Source organism: Gottfriedia acidiceleris, from assembly GCF_023115465.1.
Taxonomy (GTDB): domain Bacteria; phylum Bacillota; class Bacilli; order Bacillales; family Bacillaceae_G; genus Gottfriedia; species Gottfriedia acidiceleris_B.
Map to the genome: position 1 here is coordinate 1,691,364 of NZ_CP096034.1, position 17,462 is coordinate 1,708,825.

The window sequence follows — 17,462 nt, forward strand, 5'->3', positions numbered from 1 at the left end:
ATAGAATTTCAGTTCTTTTTAATTTTGTCATTATTAAGTAATGATGTTGTTTTAAAAAATCCTTGATTAATTCATTTTTACCAAAAGTTGCTAAGATATGATTACAAACTATAGTGATATAATGAACTTTATTGTTTAAATTTCAAATTTCATAAAAAAGGAGGATGGCTATTGAAACCTAACATGTCTCCTATACAAAAAAAAGGAAACCGATATTATTTAACAGTAAATAAGAAATTTTGGATTAGCCATTTTATTTCATTATCTTGGTTACTTTTTTCTATTTACTTATCAATTCCGTGGATAGAGGACTTATCTGACGTTGTAACTATGCCGGTAGCAATCATCATAATAGGTGGTATTGCCTATATACCAGGCTATATGAGCACTTTTTTAGTCATAAGTTTACTACTCGATAAACAACCTAATTTTAAAAATGAATTTCCAAATGATTCGGTAACTGTATTAGTGGCTGCTTATAATGAAGAAGCTGCTATTTTTAATACGTTAAAATATATTTCAGATCAAGACTATACTGGTGAAATGAACATTATCGTAATTAATAATAATTCAACTGATGGTACAGACCGTGAAGTAATGAGGGCGAAAAAAGAGTTAAATTCAAATATTACTTTATTACATCAACCAAAACCAGGTAAGTTTCATGCACTTAATTTAGCTTTGGAGTATGTAAAAACACCATATGTTATTACATTAGATGCAGATACATTAATTCATCCTTCCGCAGTAAGATACTTAGTTTCAAGAATAAAAAGTAGCCCTAGTGATGTTTGTGCTGTTGCTGGCTCAATGTTAGTTCGTAATAGTCGAGAAACACTTTGGACTAAGATTCAAGAGTGGGACTACTTCTTAGGAATCGCTTCCATAAAAAGACTTCAGGGATTATATCAAGGAACACTTGTTGCACAAGGTGCGTTTAGTTTATATAAAACTGATTGTGTAAAAGAAGTTAATGGCTGGCCAGATGCAATTGGAGAAGATATCGTTTTAACATGGAGACTTTTACAAAAGCAATGGAAGGTATACTTTGAACCATTAGCAGTAGCATTTACAGATGCACCTACAACATTTGGTCATTTTGCTAAACAAAGATCAAGATGGGCAAGAGGTATGGTTGAAGGACTGATTGAAATAAAACCATGGCAACAACCACAAGTTTATACAAAGTATTTAACGGGTATTAATCTCATGATGGTTTACTTAGATTTTATTTATACTGTATGTTGGATTCCTGGATTGATTTTAGCTTTTTTTGGAATCCACATCATTGTTGGTCCAATGACTTTATTAGTTCTCCCATTAACATTTATGAGCTATTCAATCCTTTATTTTTACCAGAAAAACTATGTGTTCCGTAATTTAAATTTAAGAATAAGAAATAATCGTTTAGGATTTTTATTCTTCCTATTATGCTATCAAATGATTATGTCACCAGTTTCACTTTATGGCTATATTCAAGAATTTTTTAAATTAAAACGAGTTTGGGAATAAAACTTTATTACCATAAGGAAGGGGATCACAAAAGTCAATTTACTTTTGTGATCCCCATTTGTTTTTATAAACTATTTGTTTCTTTCTTTGTTGAACTATCTAACTTCATCTTCAATTGAACTTCTTGCTCAGCGATAATATCATCATCTTCAGCATTATCACGAACAACCTTTTGGGTTAAAATTGAGCCTACTGCTACTAACAGCATAACTGCAATATAATAACCTTTTTCGTTTAATTCCATATCTGCATTGTAAAGTCCGATACAAAACAAAAATACTCCTGCAACTAATGTGAAGTATGCTAAAACAGTAAATGCTGGTGTGTTTCTACGTCTGTGCTTCTGCAAATTTAATCACGCTCCGGGTAAAATTTTACATAATGGTTAGACGTTAAAAAATGCAATTAAGAAGGTATTTATGATTTCAAAAAAATTCTTAACGTCTAATATCATTATATAAAATTTGTTATTAAATAGTAATAAAATTCTAATAAATTAGTAAATTAGAAAATATTACTGGAATTTTTTAGGAAAAAGCTAAATAAAAAATAGAGAAATACAAAAAGATATCTAATCACAAATAGATCGGAAATAGATTTATTTGAAGGGGATGGTCAGATTTTGGGTAATAGAGGTGCTGGTATTGGAGGAATCGTGTTTGTAGGCTGTATGTTTCTAGGTGGTGGAATTGGGAGTTTATTACATGAATCACATTCAGGTTGGCTAATCGGGATGGGGGTTGGATTTTTAGGGCTCGCTTTAACAAGATTTCTAATAAAAAGTTAATTCAGGAACTAAAAAAGAACCACAAGGGGAAATGATAACCTTGTGGTTCTTTTAATTGAAAGGGTTTTTATAAATAAAATCGATCCCTAATTTCTTTTGATGGGATCATACATGATTCATTTTTTCCAAAGAATTTAAAACGATTTCTTGCAATCAGTCTATATAAATAGTCACGTATTGTTGTTGGGATTATGATTAAGGTATAGAAAGATTTTGGCCAACCTTCTAAATTTTTTGCAATAGAAAGTGCAGCTGAAGATTCAAATTTTATTTTTCCATTTTGTACAAGAAAAATTGAATCAATTGAACCAAGTTCGGGGTGATCCTTCTTAAGCTTTTCGCCAAATGTAGATTGTAGTGCCGCAAAATGAAAATAACCTTTTTGGTCATGTTTAATAATAAATTGAACAGCTCCATTGCATAAAATACATTCACCATCAAATAGAATAATTGGCTTCTCGGTCATAATTTATCCCCTAAAGATTATTCTTGGTTCACCATATGGTAAGCAACATTTCTTAAATGTTGTAATAATGGCTCTTTAATTTCTTCATCTAAATCGACATCATCCATTGCTTTTCCCATACAATCCAACCAGTCATGAGCTAATTCAATTGTAATTGGAAAAGGCAAATGACGCGCGCGCATTCTTGGATGACCACGTTCCATACTATAATATTGTGGTCCACCTAAAAACTGTGTTAAAAATAGTTTTTGTTTACGTGCTGTTTCTTCCCAGTCACCTGGAAATATTGGTGAAAGTCTCTCATGCTTTGAAACGTAAGAATAAAAAGTATCCACTAGTTCTTCTAATTTTTCTTTCCCTATATAATCATACATTGATTGATTTTCGTTACTCAAAAGAAAATACCTCCATTAATTTCAAAAAATACAATTTAGATAGATTTATTTTATCTCTTTTTGGACTTTATGAGAAGTAAATAGGAACCTTATGGTAATGTAATTTATTATTAAAACCCCTATTCTAATTAGAAGAGGGGTTTCCTTCATATGCTTCAATTAAGTTGTTTAGATTGATTTTATTCTTAGTTTGGAGAACAGCTTTCATTACTCGTTCAGATTTTTCTAGATTAGAGTTATTTAATAGTTGAGGTAAAATGGTCGGAACAATTTGCCATGAGATACCGAATTGATCTTTTAACCAACCACATGCTTGCGCATTTTTATCTCCATCTTTTGATAATTTGTCCCAATAATAGTCTATTTCTTCTTGGGAGTCACAATGAATGATGAATGAAATTGCTTCTGTAAATTTAAAGTGAGGTCCACCGTTTAACGCAACAAAATCTAGCCCTTCTAAGCTAAATTGGATCGTCATAACGGCTCCTTCTTCCATACTGTTTGGGTCATGTCTTTCTTTTCCATAACGTGTGATTCTTTCAATTTTTGAATTCTTAAATATAGAAGTGTAATAATTTACGGCTTCTTCGGCTTGTGTATCAAACCATAAATTCGTTGATATTTTTTGAATTTTACTTTGCATAGCTTTTCTCCTTTACTCGAAAAACGTTTATAATAATTGGATATTAAATTTATTCAAACTTTATAAGTTTTAACCATATTCATCATTAGTACACGTTAAAAGAAATTATAAAAAAATGATATTATACTAGCATAGGAGGTGTAGCAATGAATCAATGGGCACCAAAGAGTGGAAGAGTTATTTTACATGTTGATATGAATTCATTTTTTGCTTCAGTTGAAATAGCGAATGATCCATCATTAAAAGGTAAACCAGTAGTAGTCGCCGGCAATGAAAAAGAGAGAAGGGGAATTATCGTAACTGCAAGTTATGAAGCTCGAGCTTATGGAATTCGGGCAACAATGCCATTATGGGAAGCGCGAAAAAAATGTCCTGAGATGATTGTGAAAACTCCAAATTTTGAAGCTTACCGAAAAGTCTCAAGGCAAATATTTGAAAAATTAGGTACTATAAGTCCTAAAATTGAAGTGGCATCAATAGATGAAGGATATATTGATATAACTGATTGTGATGAAAAACTAGGTCATCCAATTAAAATAGCTGAATTGATCCAGTCAATGTTGTTAGAAGATCTTGATATGCCATGTAGTATCGGTATTGGTCCAAATAAATTTCTTGCGAAAACAGCTTCAGATATGAAGAAACCACTTGGAATTACTGTTCTTCGTAAGAGGGATGTTCCTACTATTTTATGGCCAAGAAAAGTAGGAGAGATGCATGGTGTTGGTAAGAAAACTGAAGAAAAACTAAATGAAATTGGCATTAATACTATAGAAGATTTGGCAAAAAGTAATGAAAAACAAGTACAAGAACTATTAGGTGTAAACGGTAAATCTTTAAGAAATAAGGCCAATGGAATAGATGAGAGAGAAGTCGATCCTAGTCGTATGCTTTCACATAAGACAATTGGCCAATCAACGACATTTTCATTTGATGTTTTTGAGGAACCAATGATTGCAGAAAAATTTGAAACTCTATCTAAACGGGTAGCTGAACGATTAATTAAGAAGGGTTTAGTGGCTGACACTGTGACAATTACACTTCGATTTAGTGACAGAAAAACAATTAATCGAAGTAAAAAACTTTCTACACCTGTACAACTAGCTAATGATATCTTTAAAGAGGCATTTGATTTATGGAAAAGAAATTGGAACGGAGAACCATTACGTTTAATCGGAGTAACTGCATCACAATTAAATCCAAAAGATGAAATATCAAAGCAATTGGACCTATTTTCTTTTGAAAAGGATGCCAAACAAGAACCATTGTTTGAAACATTACATAAATTGCAAGATAAATATGGAGAACAAGTTATTAGTTTAGGGAGACAGAAAAAGAAAATTGACTCAAACAATATATTAGATATATTGAAATCTACAGAGTAAACAACTGCTGGGCTTTCAATCGAAGGTCCTTTTTTGTTGTCTTTTTTTAACAAAAAAAGACAGTCTATTAATTAGACAGTCTTCAAATAGTTAGATAACCGTTTAAACTTTCTCAATCATAATTTTAGTTGCTGTTGGAAGATATTGTTCTACTGCATTCAGTACATTTTGATCATCTTGATATGCACCGACTTGTACTCCGTCTACGATTACTCTATGCATTTCAGACTTTGTCTTAGCTGTTAAATTAAATGCTTTTACTAATCCATTTACATGCCCTTGAGCTACCTTTTGTCGCCAATTTGGATCTTTTAGTTTTGCAGCATCACTTGCATTATCAATGAAACCATTTTCAGTCAAAATTGCTGGCATATTTGATTCACGTAATACATGAAAATTAGCTTTCTTTTTACCACGATCAGTTAGACCATTAAGCTTAACGATTTCTGGATGTAAATCGTTTCTGTATTGAGCTGAAGTAGACGTATCTGACAAACTATCATGTATATAATCCTCGTAACCTGACGCTGATGTATTAAATGAATTGATATGAACAGATAAAAAGTAGCTGGCACCCCATGAGTTTGCATCGTTAGTGCGTTCAGATAAAGAACGATCTGTATCGGTAGATCTGCTCATTCTAACCTCAACGTCATTGTAATTATTTAATAAATCTCTTATTCTTAATGCGATATCCAAAGTTAGATCTTTTTCCTTTAATCCATTACCTACTGCACCTGAATCAGAGCCACCATGCCCTGGATCTAAATAAAGTTTCAACATATAAACTATCCCTCCTAATGATAATTGTATTCAAAGTAATTTTTAGTTGAAATGGACAAGCAACTAAATATAACCAAATTTAAGACTTTTAATAGATTCTTTATTTAGATTGATAGTTAAGTAGGGGAATACTAAAATATTGTCGAATTTAAAGATTAAGTTATTTTGTTATCTAATGTAACGATTGCCAACAGCCAAGGAGGAAAGTTGTATGTATACAAAAATGAAAGCGAATGAACACGTTTATTCATCACATCGTAATGTGGTGTATGCTAGAAATGGAATGGTCGCTACTTCCCAACCATTGGCTGCACAAGCAGGCCTAGATATTTTAAAAAAGGGTGGTAATGCAGTAGATGCTGCAATTGCTACAGCTGCCTGCCTTACAGTAGTTGAGCCTACTTCAAACGGTATTGGTGGAGATGCTTTTGCATTAATTTGGATGAACGAAAAGTTATACGGTTTAGATGCAAGTGGACCAGCACCTAAAAATATATCGATTGAAAAATTAAAAAATTTAGGGTATGAAAAAATGCCTAAATATGGTTGGATTCCAATAACTGTCCCTGGTGCTCCGGCTGCTTGGGTAGAATTATCGAATCGATTTGGGAGACTTTCGTTAAAGGAAGTGTTACAACCGGCAATTGAATATGCTCGTGAAGGTTTTCCGATTTCACCAACATTAGGTAAGTTTTGGAAAAAGGCTTATGAAATATACAAAAAGGAGTTAAACTCTGAGGAGTTTGCTGCTTGGTTTAATACGTTTGCACCAAATGGAAGAGCTCCTGAAGTAGGAGAAATTTGGTCGTCACTGGATCATGCAATAACTTTAGAAAAAATAGCCGAAACAAATGGAAAAGATTTTTATAAAGGTGAAATTGCAGATAAAATTATTGCTTCTTCAAATCAATATGGTGGTTATTTAACAAAAGAAGATTTAGAGTCTTTTAAACCGGAATGGGTAAATCCAATAAGTATAAATTACAGAGGATATGATGTGTGGGAAATTCCACCTAATGGTCAAGGAATTGTCGCATTGATGGCTTTAAATATATTAAAAAATGATTCGTTTGATGAAAAAGAGAACGTAACTACATATCATAAACAATTTGAAGCAATGAAGTTAGCTTTTGCTTGCGGAAAGGAATATGTCACAGATCGAAAGTTTATGAAGACTTCGGTTGAAAGTCTTTTAAGTGATCAATATGGAAAAGAACGCTTTTTAGGGATCACAGAAACTGCTCATACACCATTACCTGGAAGACCGCCTAGTGGAGGCACTGTTTATTTAGCAACAGCTGACGGGGATGGAAATATGGTCTCCTTTATTCAAAGTAATTATATGGGTTTTGGTTCAGGAATAGTCATTCCTGGAACTGGAATCGGATTACAAAATAGGGGGTGTGATTTTAGCCTAAATGAAAAACATGCTAACGCTTTAATTGGTGGAAAAAAATCATATCATACGATTATTCCGGCATTTTTAACAAAAAATAATAAAGCAATTGGACCATTCGGTGTAATGGGTGGTTATATGCAGCCTCAAGGCCATGTTCAAGTAATCATGAATAGCATCGATTTTCATTTAAATCCACAAGAAGCCTTAGACGCTCCTAGATGGCAATGGATTGAAGGGAAACTAATCGAAGTCGAACCTAGTTTTCCTCAAGAGATTATAAAAGAATTACAGGCTAAAGGTCATGAAATTATGGTTGCAAAGGATACTGGAAGTTTCGGGCGAGGCCAGATTATTTGGAGAAATGAAGATTCTGGCGTTTTAATGGGTGGTACAGAATCAAGAACGGACGGTTGTATAGCAAGTTGGTAAATATGAAAAGGAATGGATTTAATGAAACAATTAGAAATATTCATCGCGTTTTTTCGAAGTAGTATTTTAGGATATGGTGGCGGGCCATCTACGATTCCACTAGTCTATAAAGAAGTCGTTGATACGTATAAATGGATGAAAGACGAAGAGTTTTCTGAAATTTTAGCAATAGGAAATATGCTCCCAGGTCCAATCAATACAAAATTAGCTGGTTATATCGGTTATCGTATTGGTGGTATAATCGGAATGCTTATTGCGATTATTGCAACGATCTTACCGACAATCCTTTTAATGATTATACTTTTAACATCATTATCATCTTTTAAAGATATTAAATGGGTTAATGGGATGAAGGAATCGATTGTACCTGTTGTAGGGGTAATGTTAGGAGTATTAACATGGCAATTTTTTCAAAGTTCAAAAAAAGGATTGAAAACACCAACAATTTTAATTCATTTAGTTGTCGGTTTGTTTCTAATTCAATTTTTACACATACACCCAGCGATCATAATTGGATGTTTACTAATATTTGCTATCTTTCAGCCAGTAAAAACAACTTCCTCAAATGACGATCAGACGAGGAAGGGGAGTACAAACGAATGATTTATTGGAAATTATTTCTTTCATTTCTTATAACGAATCTTTTAGGATATGGTGGTGGGCCAGCTACAATCCCATTAATTCAAAATGATGTTGTTGCACAAAATCATTGGTTAACTCAACAAGAATTTCATGAAGCATTTGCAATGGGGAATGCCTTACCAGGGCCTATCGCCACAAAAATGGCAGGCTATATTGGATATAAAATGGGAGGAATCTTTGGTTCCTTTATAGCAGTCTTTGCAACGGTAATCCCTTCTTTATTACTAATGATTCTTTTAATTGGACTACTTTATAAAAATCGTGACTCAATTCGAGTGAAGAGAATGACAGCATATGTAAAACCGACAATAGTTGTCCTTTTAGGCGTACTTACATATCAATCTTTTTCTGATTCCTTTCATGATATTGGAGCATTCCAAGTTATTTTTATTGCGGTTTGTACATTTTTCTTAATGGAAAAATTTAAAATTCATCCGGCTTTTGTAGTACTTGGTGCATTAATTTATGGTGCCATTAATCTTTAAAAATAAAAAAGAAACCAATCAATTGGTTTCTTTTTCTTTTTCCTTTTCCTTGCTCATAACTTCTTCATAATCTTTATTAAACCAAAGTGGATCCATATTATCTACTTCACCATTATAATTAATCAAAATTTCTTCGCCAGCTTTAATGTCTTTGTAAGCGAAAAAATCAAATGTGTGATTATCAAAGTTAATATCGTAAGTTGCATTTGCATCATAAGAATGGTTGAATAGCATTCCGTATCCTAGAAGAATAGCTGAATGATTAATTCCATATTCAAATGCATAGTCTGCTAATAAAGTTTTCTCGATATGCTCATGTTCCTCGTTCGGGTAAGAAATCACTGGTGCCTCGTGTATCAGTTCACCTTTAGCAATATCTCGTGTTGCAAAGACACCTCGATTAAATTCACCGTCACTTAACGTAGAAGTTTTAATTTCAATCATAATTACACACCTATAATTCTCTCTTAAGTCTTATAGATAGTTTGCCACTATTTTAGATATAAATCAATTTTTTTATCTAATTAGCATTATTCACATAATAGTGCGTCTCTTTTCAGTCGAAAGAAGTAGTAAAACCTAGATAAGTCTCCTATTAGATTAAAAACCGATAAAATTAAAAAATTCTAAGTATATATTTTGCCAAAACATCAAATTATAAAATTGTTATATATATATAGGGAGGCAGATTATAATGAAATTTCTTTATAAGATTATGATTTTATTGATTGTAATGTCTTCTATTCTTCCAGGAATTAAGCAGGTAAATGCAACTAGCAAAAAGGAATTTCTGCGAATTGAAGGATATAAGCCAAACCAAACTGTAAACAAAATTCCTTTTTTAGCTAATATTTTCCAGGTTTCAACAAATCAGATTCTAGTAACTTTTGATTCACAAGTTGATCCTAATTTAGGAACAAAAGCATCATTTTATTGGATTCAAAGTTTATCTGATAAAATCCCTACCGGAATTGCATCACTAGGAAGCAAGAGCCAATTTAATGCAAGGAATGCCTTATCAAATAATCAAGTTACAATTACAAAGGTACAAGGTGATAACAATTCATTCTTGTTAACCTTTAAACAAGAAATACCTTCAAATAAGCGATTTAAACTAGCAGTTCGTCATTTGCACGCTCCTGGTGGAAAACCCTTTGATGGTATAAATGGTATGAAAGTATTTACAGGTAAATAATTATTATGTAATTTGTCTACATGATGAAATCCCCTATAGCAGAGGGGATTTTTTTATGCCTTGTAAAGAATATTGCCAAACGATCGGTAAGAATTTTGTAGCTTACTCCGAAAAAAATTTCTAAAATAGATAAATTATAGAATTGACTTTAACGTTGCGTAAAGGTGTATTGTAAAGATGTCAGGAGGTAATCGCAATGGAATATACAGTACAAAAGCTTGGACTTTTAGCAGGAATCAGCACAAGGACTTTAAGATATTATGATGAGATTGGAATTCTTAAGCCGGCAAGAATTAACTCATCAGGATATCGGATTTATGGTCAAGCGGAAGTAGATCGCTTGCAACAAATCCTATTTTATAGAGAACTAGGTATGAATTTAGAAAACATTAAAGAAATTATCACATCACCTGATTTTAATAGTGCCAAGGCGTTAACCGAGCATCGTGAGCAGCTTCTTGATAAAAGAAAGCAATTGGATTTATTAATTTCAAACGTTGAAAAGTCAATTGCTCTAACAGAGGGGAGAATTACAATGTCAAATAAAGAAAAGTTTGAAGGCTTTAAGAAAGATATGATCGAAGAAAATGAAAAGAAATATGGAAAAGAAGCACGTAAAAAATATGGAGATGAAGCTGTTAATCAAGCAAATCAAAAAGTAATGAGTATGACAGAAGAAGATCATAAAGAAGTAACGCGACTTGCTGAAGAGTTAGAAAAAACATTAGCTGAAGCAGTTAAAACGGGTGATCCATCAAGTGAAATTGCACAAAAAGCAGCTGATTTGCATAAACAATGGTTAACATTTTATTGGAGCAAATATAGTAAGGAAGCGCACGCGGGCTTAGCCCAAATGTATGTAGACGATGAACGTTTTAGAGCACATTACGATAAAGTACAACCTGGAACTGCTGAATTTTTAAGAGATGCAATTCATATTTACACGCAACATAAAAATTAAGTCTGGGAAGGTATACTTAGACTATACCTGCTCATAAATTCGTAAATAGTTCATGATGAAGTAAACCAGCAAAAAGAAGAGAAAAGTTTCCTCATAGTGGTTCATGAGGAAGTAAAACAGGAAAAAAAGAAAATAGCATACCAATAAAAGATTTATAAGAATATAACACAGCAACATGGAGATGTTATCATACTCCTAAGACTTCTAAAAGTTAAACAGGAAGGCAAGGACCCCACTGGCTCGCAGAGGAGGCTAAAGAATCTCTCCTCATTGAAAGCTATCCTGTAGTGGAAATCAACATCACTCTACTCCTTTTACGTAAATTTGGTAATTTAATTGAGAAGGTAGTTTTTCAACAGCGTTAAAAAGTGTACTTCAATTTAAGTACACTTTTTTTATATTTTTTTGGAAAAAAATAGTAAATGTATTCAATGAAATTTGGTATAATTATCTTTATGGTTATTTAGTTTGATGTAATTTTTGTAGAGAAGTATTATAAATTTTTAAATAATGGAATGTTTATGTACAATATAGGTAAGAATTTGATTTAAATAATTTAATTTTTAAACTAAGGATGTACTAAAATGGACGAACAATTTATACCGAGGAAAGAGCGACATAAGAAGCGCTTTATTAGAAAGCGTCAAAATATTGAGCGTGAAAAAATAAAATTTAGTACTTATATATTAAGTGTATTTTATTATTTTTTATTATTTTTAATTTTTAATCTTGTACAATTTTATATATTTCAGCATGTTAATCACACCATTAAATCACTTGGGAATTTTGATTTAGCTAGAGCAATCATATCAGGATTAATTTATTTACTATGTATTATTTGTATTGAGGATACTTATAGAAGGTATCGAATGCCTTCAACTTTCATCCGAATATTAATACCAATTTTAGTCTTTATTTTAGCAATCGTTACTATGTATACTTTACTAAAAGTATTTTTCTAAAACGATTGGTTAATTGAAAACAGCAAAGAAGTATTACCTCATTAAATGATGTAATACTTTTTTTAGTTAAACTTATTTAGTAATTTTGTTCGGAAGGGATAAGGTGTTTAAGAAATTTTTGTTTATGAAGATGAGGGATCAAAGTGCTATATTTATAAATCTTTTACACTTATTTCTAATAATCTTTTTTGAATCCATACAGCGGCTTGGGTACCATCGCCCATTGCTATTGTGACTTGTTGAGAGTGTGTTACTAAATCGCCGGCTGCCCATACATTTGGAACATTTGTCTCCTTTGTCCGTTGGTCTACAATAACATGCTTATTATTTAAAAGATTTACTCCTAGTTGGATAGCAAGATTATTTTGTACTTCATTTCCACCAAAACCAATAAAAGCTCGGTCCCCATAAATTATTTCACCACTTTGTAAACAAATACCTTTAAAAGTGGAATCGTCTTCTTTGAGTACTTCTTTAATGTTTTCTTTTCGATAGTGAATTCCAATTTTCTGTAGTTGGTCATTTAATTTGGGATCAAGGTCATGTCCTTCGTGATTAATATATGTAATTTGTTTTGACCAATAAGCTAATGTTATGGCAAGATTTGCACCAATATTACCAGATCCAAGTATTAAAACACTTTTATTTAAAATTTCATATCCATCACAGTCTGGACAAACATAAATTGTCGATCCAAGACAATCGTCTAGATTTTTAATTTGAGGAATTCGATCAATTAGTCCAGTTGCTAGTAAGACTGTTTTGGCAGAATAAGATTTTCCTGCTTTCGTCTCTACTAAGAATTGATTGTTTACGTTTTGTATACTTATTACTTTATCTTGGGTGAATGATACACCATAAACTTCAGCATGTTTTCTTCCTAGTTGTCTTAGCTCTTGTCCACTTATACTATTTGGCCAACCTAATATATTACGATATGATTTACATAATGTTGAGCGTCCATAATTTGAGTCAATTACGAGTACATTCCTTTGGTAACGACCAAGCTGAATTGATGCCTGTAAACCTGCGAAACCTCCCCCTACTATGATACATTCATATAATTCATTCATAGACTTTTCTCCTAAATCATTTAATACAAAATCGTATATGTTCAATTTTTCCAATTAAGCAATTTCTAATCACAATTCCTCAATTAATCTAATTGTTGAAAATTAAAAGATTTATGATTGATATATTCTGAATACTTAGGTACGATTTTTCTATTAACTTATTAAATTTGTTATTTTTTGTGGAGGGAGTAAAAATGAGTGCAGATAAGTTTGCCTTAACAAATTCTAGAACGAAGGGAATTATTCTCGTATTAACTGCGGCAATATTATGGGGCATATCTGGAACTGTTGCACAATTTGTATTTCAAAAAAATCATTTTAGTCCAGAATGGTTAGTGGTTATTCGATTATTGTTTTCAGGAATCATCCTATTAGTTTTTGCTGGTCTGAAAGAAAAAAGAAATATAATAGAAATTTGGAAGGATAAGAAGGATGTCTTAAGTTTATTGTTATTTAGTATTCTTGGGATGTTAGCAGTTCAATATACATACTTCGCCGCAATAAAAGCTTCAAATGCTGCTACAGCGACAATTTTACAATATTTGGCACCTGTCATTATTACAAGCTATTTAGCAATGCGTTTCAAAAAAGTACCTACTAGAAAAGAAGTACTAGCAGTCATTTTAGCTCTTGCAGGGACATTTTTATTGGTAACACATGGAACGATTAAAGGATTGTCTATTACTAGATTGGCATTATTTTGGGGGCTAGCTTCAGCTTTTGCTTTAGCATTTTATTCAATACAGCCTCAAAAACTTTTAAAAAAATTTGGGTCGACAATCGTTGTAGGTTGGGGAATGCTAATCGGTGGAATTTGTTTTAGCTTCATACATTCACCTTTTAATTTCCAAGGCCATTGGTCGATGAGTGCATCTTTCGCAGTCATTTTTATTGTTCTATTTGGAACGTTAATCGCCTTTTATTGCTATTTAGAGAGTTTAAAGTATATTAATGCTTCTGAATCTAGCTTACTTGCATGTGTGGAACCATTATCAGCAGCTGTACTATCAGTAATTTGGTTAAGAGTAAATTTTGAATTGATCGATTGGATAGGTAGCCTATGTATTATAAGTACGGTTGTCATTTTAGCAATTGCTGATCGAAAAGAGTCTAATTGACTATTATCTGTCACCTAAGAGCATAAAAAGACAGGACTCAATAATGATAACTTGTTAGGATGTAAATAAGGGAGGAGTCATATGGCTTGGGTTGAATCTTTACAAAAGGCAATTGATTATATTGAAGACAATTTATTAAATGAGTTAACGATTGAAGAAATTTCTAAACAAGCTAATTCATCTGTTTTTCATTTTCAGCGAACATTTTCAATTTTAACTGATATAAATTTAGCTGAATATATTAGACGGAGAAGATTGACTCTAGCAGCCAATGAATTAACAACTACTGATCATAAAATTATTGATATTGCCTTGAAATATAGGTATGACTCTCCTGAGGCTTTTGCAAAAGCGTTTAGAAGACAGCATGGTGTAACCCCAAGTGAAGCAAGAAAGCTTATTGGAAATCTAAAATCATATAACCGCCTCGTTATTCAGGTGAGTTTGAAGGGAGCAGAACCAATGCAATTTAATATTGTTGAAAAAAGTGCTTTTCAAGTAGTTGGAGTGAAAAAAGAGTTTTCTTATTTGAATGACCAACAACAGCAACTGATTCCTAAAATGTGGGAAGAGGTTAATGAAAATGGTACGAGTGATCGTTTGTACGAAATGAACAACGGTAACATTAAAGGTGTTTTAGGTGTGTGCATGATGAGCGAGGAGCAAAAATCAAAAAATCTACTAGAATATTGGGTTGCAACCGAATACGAAGGAGATGTACCAGAAGGATTTTATCACCACGAAATTCCTGCATCGAAATGGGCTGTATTTGGTGTTCACGGAGCAATGCCACACGCAATGCAATCGGCATGGAAGAAGATTTTTTCTGAATGGTTTCCTTCAAGCGGCTATTCACATGCAGGAATCCCAGAATTTGAACTTTATCCAGAAGGAAATCCATTTAGTGAAGATTATTATACTGAAATTTGGATTCCTGTAAAATAAGTCTATAAAGAAAAGCGCAATCAAATGTTAATAACCTTTGATATGCGCTTTTTTTATTTTCACGAAACTTCCTTTTGATAATTACAATTTACAAAAAAGGGGAAGTTCGGAGTAGGAAAGAATTATAAATTTATTAGAGTTTCACCTATTAACTTAGAAAAGGTAGGAATAAATTTATGAATTTAGAGAACTTCTCAAGTAGGCATTTTGATTTATTGAAAGTGGATGATGGTATATTTGCTGCGATTGCAAAAGAAGGTGGTGGAGCAGTTGGTAATGCAGGTTTCGTAGATTTAGGACATCAAACTATTATTTTTGATACTTTCAATACACAACAAGCCGCTTTGGAATTAAAAAATATGGCAGAAAGAATATCTAATCGACCTGTGACATGGGTAATAAACAGCCACTGGCATGGAGATCATATTCGGGGAAATCAAGTATATAAAGATTCTAAGATTATTTCTAGTGAAGAGACTAGATTAAAAATGTTGGAGAACGACCCTGAAAGATTTAAAAAACAAAAAGATGATATTGAGGGATTGAAATCATACATCTTATCTTTAGAAGAACGATATTTAAATGAAAATGAATTAAGTTTGTATAACCAAATTAATTTTTTGAAAGAGTTCGAGGTGTCATTAAAAACATTAGAATTAGTATTGCCGTCGATTACGTATAAAAAGGAAGCTACTTTTTATGGGACTAAAAAGACGGCTAAACTCATTACGTTTGGTGGTGGTCATTCAGTATGCGATTCCTTCTTATATATACCTGAAAACAAAACAATTTTTATGGGTGATTTATTATTCGTAAATTCTCATCCTAGCTTTTTTGCAGAGTCAAACCCTTTAAAGTGGAAAATTATATTAGAGGAAATGGAAAAATTAAATATCGAAAAAGTCATTCCTGGTCATGGTGGAGTTGGAACTAAAAAAGCTATTTTAAATCTGATTAGTTATTTTGAGGATTTATTTAGAATAATAAATGAAAATGAGTCAGTAGAGGAGTATGAAATTCCAAAAAAATATAGTAATTGGACGTATCCGGAACTATTTTTAAAGAATTTAAAAATGCTAAAAACTTTATTCAATTAAAATGAAAAAAAATGGTGCTTCTCACTTAAAAGTAGTACCATTTTCTTTATGTATTGATTTATCCTCTTAATGCTTCTAAAACTACTTGTGCTTTGTAGCCTTCAGAGAAATCTATGATTGTAGCTTCTTCACCTTTTAGAGCCTTTACTAAATGATCAATTAATGAATCAGCTAAAGTTTGATCGGCTTCAATTTGCCTAATTGGCTCGCCGAATTTTCCTCCTTCTAAATTAGCCCAATTTACTAAAGAAAGAGTTCCTTTCGAACCGTATACTGTAAATTTAATTTCTTCTTCACCTGCAATTTGGCTTAAGCCATCTATTAATACAGGCGTACCATCTTCTAATTCTAAAAAGGCGATCATTCCATTTTCGGAAGCTAGAGGGTCAGAGGGGTATTGCATATGTTTTGTATGGACTTTCATATTACCAAAAATCTTTTGAATTTGTTGAATATAATGCACACCAACCTCTAATACATAACCTCCTTGTTCTTTCGTAGCAACCCATTCATTTTGTTGCCATAGTCTCGGCCAATTTGGAAAACGCATCTTTAATTCGATTCTTCTTAAGTCGCCAACATATCCGGATTTAATCAGGCTAGCAAAAGACTTACTACCAACATTGTAATTTAATGGAAAATTCATAGCATGAAAAATACCTTTTTCTTTTGCTTGAGTATAAAGTCCTAGAGCTTCCTCCGTTGAATTTGCCAAAGGCTTTTCACAAAGCACATTAATTCCTTTTGCGATTACATCAGTTACAACTGAATAGTGGTATTTTGGAGGTACAGTAACATAAACTAGATCAAGTTCAGCATTTTCAAGCATCTCAAGATGATTTGTAAAGGTTAAAACTGATTCTAATTGGCTACTTGTTTCTTGAACTCTTTCTTCTAATGTGTCACATATTGCTACTATTTTTGTTTCTTGGTGGTTTGAAAATAAAGGAATTAATCTTTGGCCAATTGCGCCAAGACCAATAATACCAACTTTTATCATGAGAAAAACACCTTTCAAAGTAGATTTATATTGTAATTATAGTAAGAAAAATTAAAAAATTAAAGAAATAGGTATCATGTTCATTATTTGCGATATTACAAATATCCTTGAAAGTTACATTTAGTACCAAATCTAAAAGGGGAATTTCGTCACATAAAGAAGCTATGATTCATAGTAATGAAGGT

At 32.2% G+C, this 17,462-nt stretch carries 20 protein-coding genes; 12 read left to right on the forward strand and 8 right to left on the reverse strand.

Translation table 11 applies throughout. From position 1 onward, the window contains the following. The first annotated feature begins 171 nt into the window (after positions 1-171). Positions 172-1,512, forward strand: a complete 1,341-nt coding sequence (locus MY490_RS08075) for a glycosyltransferase family 2 protein (protein ID WP_248268749.1) — start codon at positions 172-174, stop codon at positions 1,510-1,512. A 64-nt stretch (positions 1,513-1,576) separates the two neighbouring features. Here MY490_RS08075 and MY490_RS08080 read toward each other — a convergent pair whose 3' ends face one another. Continuing rightward, on the reverse strand, positions 1,577-1,861 hold the full coding sequence (locus tag MY490_RS08080) for a YiaA/YiaB family inner membrane protein (protein ID WP_248268750.1): 285 nt from the start codon (positions 1,859-1,861) through the stop codon (positions 1,577-1,579). 273 nt (positions 1,862-2,134) lie between these two features. Here MY490_RS08080 and MY490_RS08085 point away from each other — a divergent pair, with 273 nt between their 5' ends. Beyond that, positions 2,135-2,299: a hypothetical protein gene (locus MY490_RS08085; RefSeq protein ID WP_248269459.1), complete on the forward strand. Its 165-nt coding sequence runs from the start codon at positions 2,135-2,137 to the stop codon at positions 2,297-2,299. A gap of 67 nt (positions 2,300-2,366) precedes the next feature. On the opposite strand, the gene MY490_RS08090 is transcribed toward MY490_RS08085, so the two are convergent. The 3 genes from MY490_RS08090 to MY490_RS08100 all read right to left on the reverse strand — a co-directional run bounded on the left by MY490_RS08090 (position 2,367) and on the right by MY490_RS08100 (position 3,803). Continuing rightward, on the reverse strand, positions 2,367-2,765 hold the full coding sequence (locus MY490_RS08090; protein WP_248268751.1) for a thiol-disulfide oxidoreductase DCC family protein: 399 nt from the start codon (positions 2,763-2,765) through the stop codon (positions 2,367-2,369). A gap of 17 nt (positions 2,766-2,782) precedes the next feature. Beyond that, positions 2,783-3,160: a globin domain-containing protein gene (locus MY490_RS08095; protein WP_025672250.1), complete on the reverse strand. Its 378-nt coding sequence runs from the start codon at positions 3,158-3,160 to the stop codon at positions 2,783-2,785. Between the two features lie 124 nt (positions 3,161-3,284). Beyond that, complete coding sequence (locus MY490_RS08100) at positions 3,285-3,803, reverse strand: VOC family protein (RefSeq protein WP_248268752.1); 519 nt, start codon at positions 3,801-3,803, stop codon at positions 3,285-3,287. Between the two features lie 146 nt (positions 3,804-3,949). Here MY490_RS08100 and MY490_RS08105 point away from each other — a divergent pair, with 146 nt between their 5' ends. Continuing rightward, entirely contained in the window at positions 3,950-5,188 is a 1,239-nt protein-coding gene (locus MY490_RS08105; protein WP_248268753.1) for a DNA polymerase IV, read from the forward strand. A gap of 102 nt (positions 5,189-5,290) precedes the next feature. On the opposite strand, the gene MY490_RS08110 is transcribed toward MY490_RS08105, so the two are convergent. After that, positions 5,291-5,971 (reverse strand): N-acetylmuramoyl-L-alanine amidase family protein, encoded by a 681-nt coding sequence (locus MY490_RS08110; RefSeq protein ID WP_248268754.1) that lies wholly within the window; start codon positions 5,969-5,971, stop codon positions 5,291-5,293. A gap of 211 nt (positions 5,972-6,182) precedes the next feature. Between MY490_RS08110 and ggt the strand changes: the two genes are divergently transcribed. The 3 genes from ggt to MY490_RS08125 are packed head-to-tail and all read left to right on the forward strand — an operon-like array spanning position 6,183 to position 8,926. Next, complete coding sequence (ggt, locus tag MY490_RS08115; protein ID WP_432707043.1) at positions 6,183-7,799, forward strand: gamma-glutamyltransferase; 1,617 nt, start codon at positions 6,183-6,185, stop codon at positions 7,797-7,799. Positions 7,800-7,820: 21 nt separating this feature from the next. Then, entirely contained in the window at positions 7,821-8,402 is a 582-nt protein-coding gene (locus tag MY490_RS08120; RefSeq protein ID WP_248268755.1) for a chromate transporter, read from the forward strand. Continuing rightward, the gene (locus MY490_RS08125; protein ID WP_248268756.1) at positions 8,399-8,926 is read left to right on the forward strand and encodes a chromate transporter; all 528 of its coding nucleotides are present in this window, start codon (positions 8,399-8,401) and stop codon (positions 8,924-8,926) included. Before MY490_RS08120 ends, MY490_RS08125 begins: the two co-directional genes overlap by 4 nt. 18 nt (positions 8,927-8,944) lie before the next feature. On the opposite strand, the gene MY490_RS08130 is transcribed toward MY490_RS08125, so the two are convergent. After that, positions 8,945-9,370 carry an SET domain-containing protein gene (locus MY490_RS08130; RefSeq protein ID WP_056475314.1) on the reverse strand — a complete coding sequence of 142 codons (426 nt, stop codon included), beginning with the start codon at positions 9,368-9,370 and terminating at the stop codon, positions 8,945-8,947. Positions 9,371-9,620: 250 nt separating this feature from the next. Here MY490_RS08130 and MY490_RS08135 point away from each other — a divergent pair, with 250 nt between their 5' ends. From MY490_RS08135 to MY490_RS08145, 3 genes are all read left to right on the forward strand, one after another. Next, positions 9,621-10,121, forward strand: coding sequence for a hypothetical protein (locus MY490_RS08135; protein ID WP_248268757.1), 501 nt, complete (start codon positions 9,621-9,623; stop codon positions 10,119-10,121). 196 nt (positions 10,122-10,317) lie between these two features. After that, positions 10,318-11,082, forward strand: a complete 765-nt coding sequence (locus tag MY490_RS08140) for a MerR family transcriptional regulator (protein WP_248268758.1) — start codon at positions 10,318-10,320, stop codon at positions 11,080-11,082. A 584-nt stretch (positions 11,083-11,666) separates the two neighbouring features. Next, on the forward strand, positions 11,667-12,044 hold the full coding sequence (locus tag MY490_RS08145) for a hypothetical protein (RefSeq protein ID WP_248268759.1): 378 nt from the start codon (positions 11,667-11,669) through the stop codon (positions 12,042-12,044). A 152-nt stretch (positions 12,045-12,196) separates the two neighbouring features. Here MY490_RS08145 and MY490_RS08150 read toward each other — a convergent pair whose 3' ends face one another. After that, the gene (locus tag MY490_RS08150) at positions 12,197-13,117 is read right to left on the reverse strand and encodes an NAD(P)/FAD-dependent oxidoreductase (RefSeq protein ID WP_248268760.1); all 921 of its coding nucleotides are present in this window, start codon (positions 13,115-13,117) and stop codon (positions 12,197-12,199) included. Positions 13,118-13,311: 194 nt separating this feature from the next. Here MY490_RS08150 and MY490_RS08155 point away from each other — a divergent pair, with 194 nt between their 5' ends. From MY490_RS08155 to MY490_RS08165, 3 genes are all read left to right on the forward strand, one after another. Then, entirely contained in the window at positions 13,312-14,235 is a 924-nt protein-coding gene (locus MY490_RS08155) for a DMT family transporter (RefSeq protein ID WP_248268761.1), read from the forward strand. 81 nt (positions 14,236-14,316) lie between these two features. Further along, complete coding sequence (locus tag MY490_RS08160; protein ID WP_248268762.1) at positions 14,317-15,180, forward strand: AraC family transcriptional regulator; 864 nt, start codon at positions 14,317-14,319, stop codon at positions 15,178-15,180. 176 nt (positions 15,181-15,356) lie between these two features. Further along, a complete protein-coding gene (locus MY490_RS08165) occupies positions 15,357-16,277 on the forward strand; it encodes an MBL fold metallo-hydrolase (RefSeq protein WP_248268763.1) in 921 nt (306 codons plus the stop codon). Between the two features lie 58 nt (positions 16,278-16,335). On the opposite strand, the gene MY490_RS08170 is transcribed toward MY490_RS08165, so the two are convergent. Beyond that, a complete protein-coding gene (locus MY490_RS08170; RefSeq protein WP_248268764.1) occupies positions 16,336-17,277 on the reverse strand; it encodes a Gfo/Idh/MocA family protein in 942 nt (313 codons plus the stop codon). Positions 17,278-17,462 lie beyond the last annotated feature (185 nt).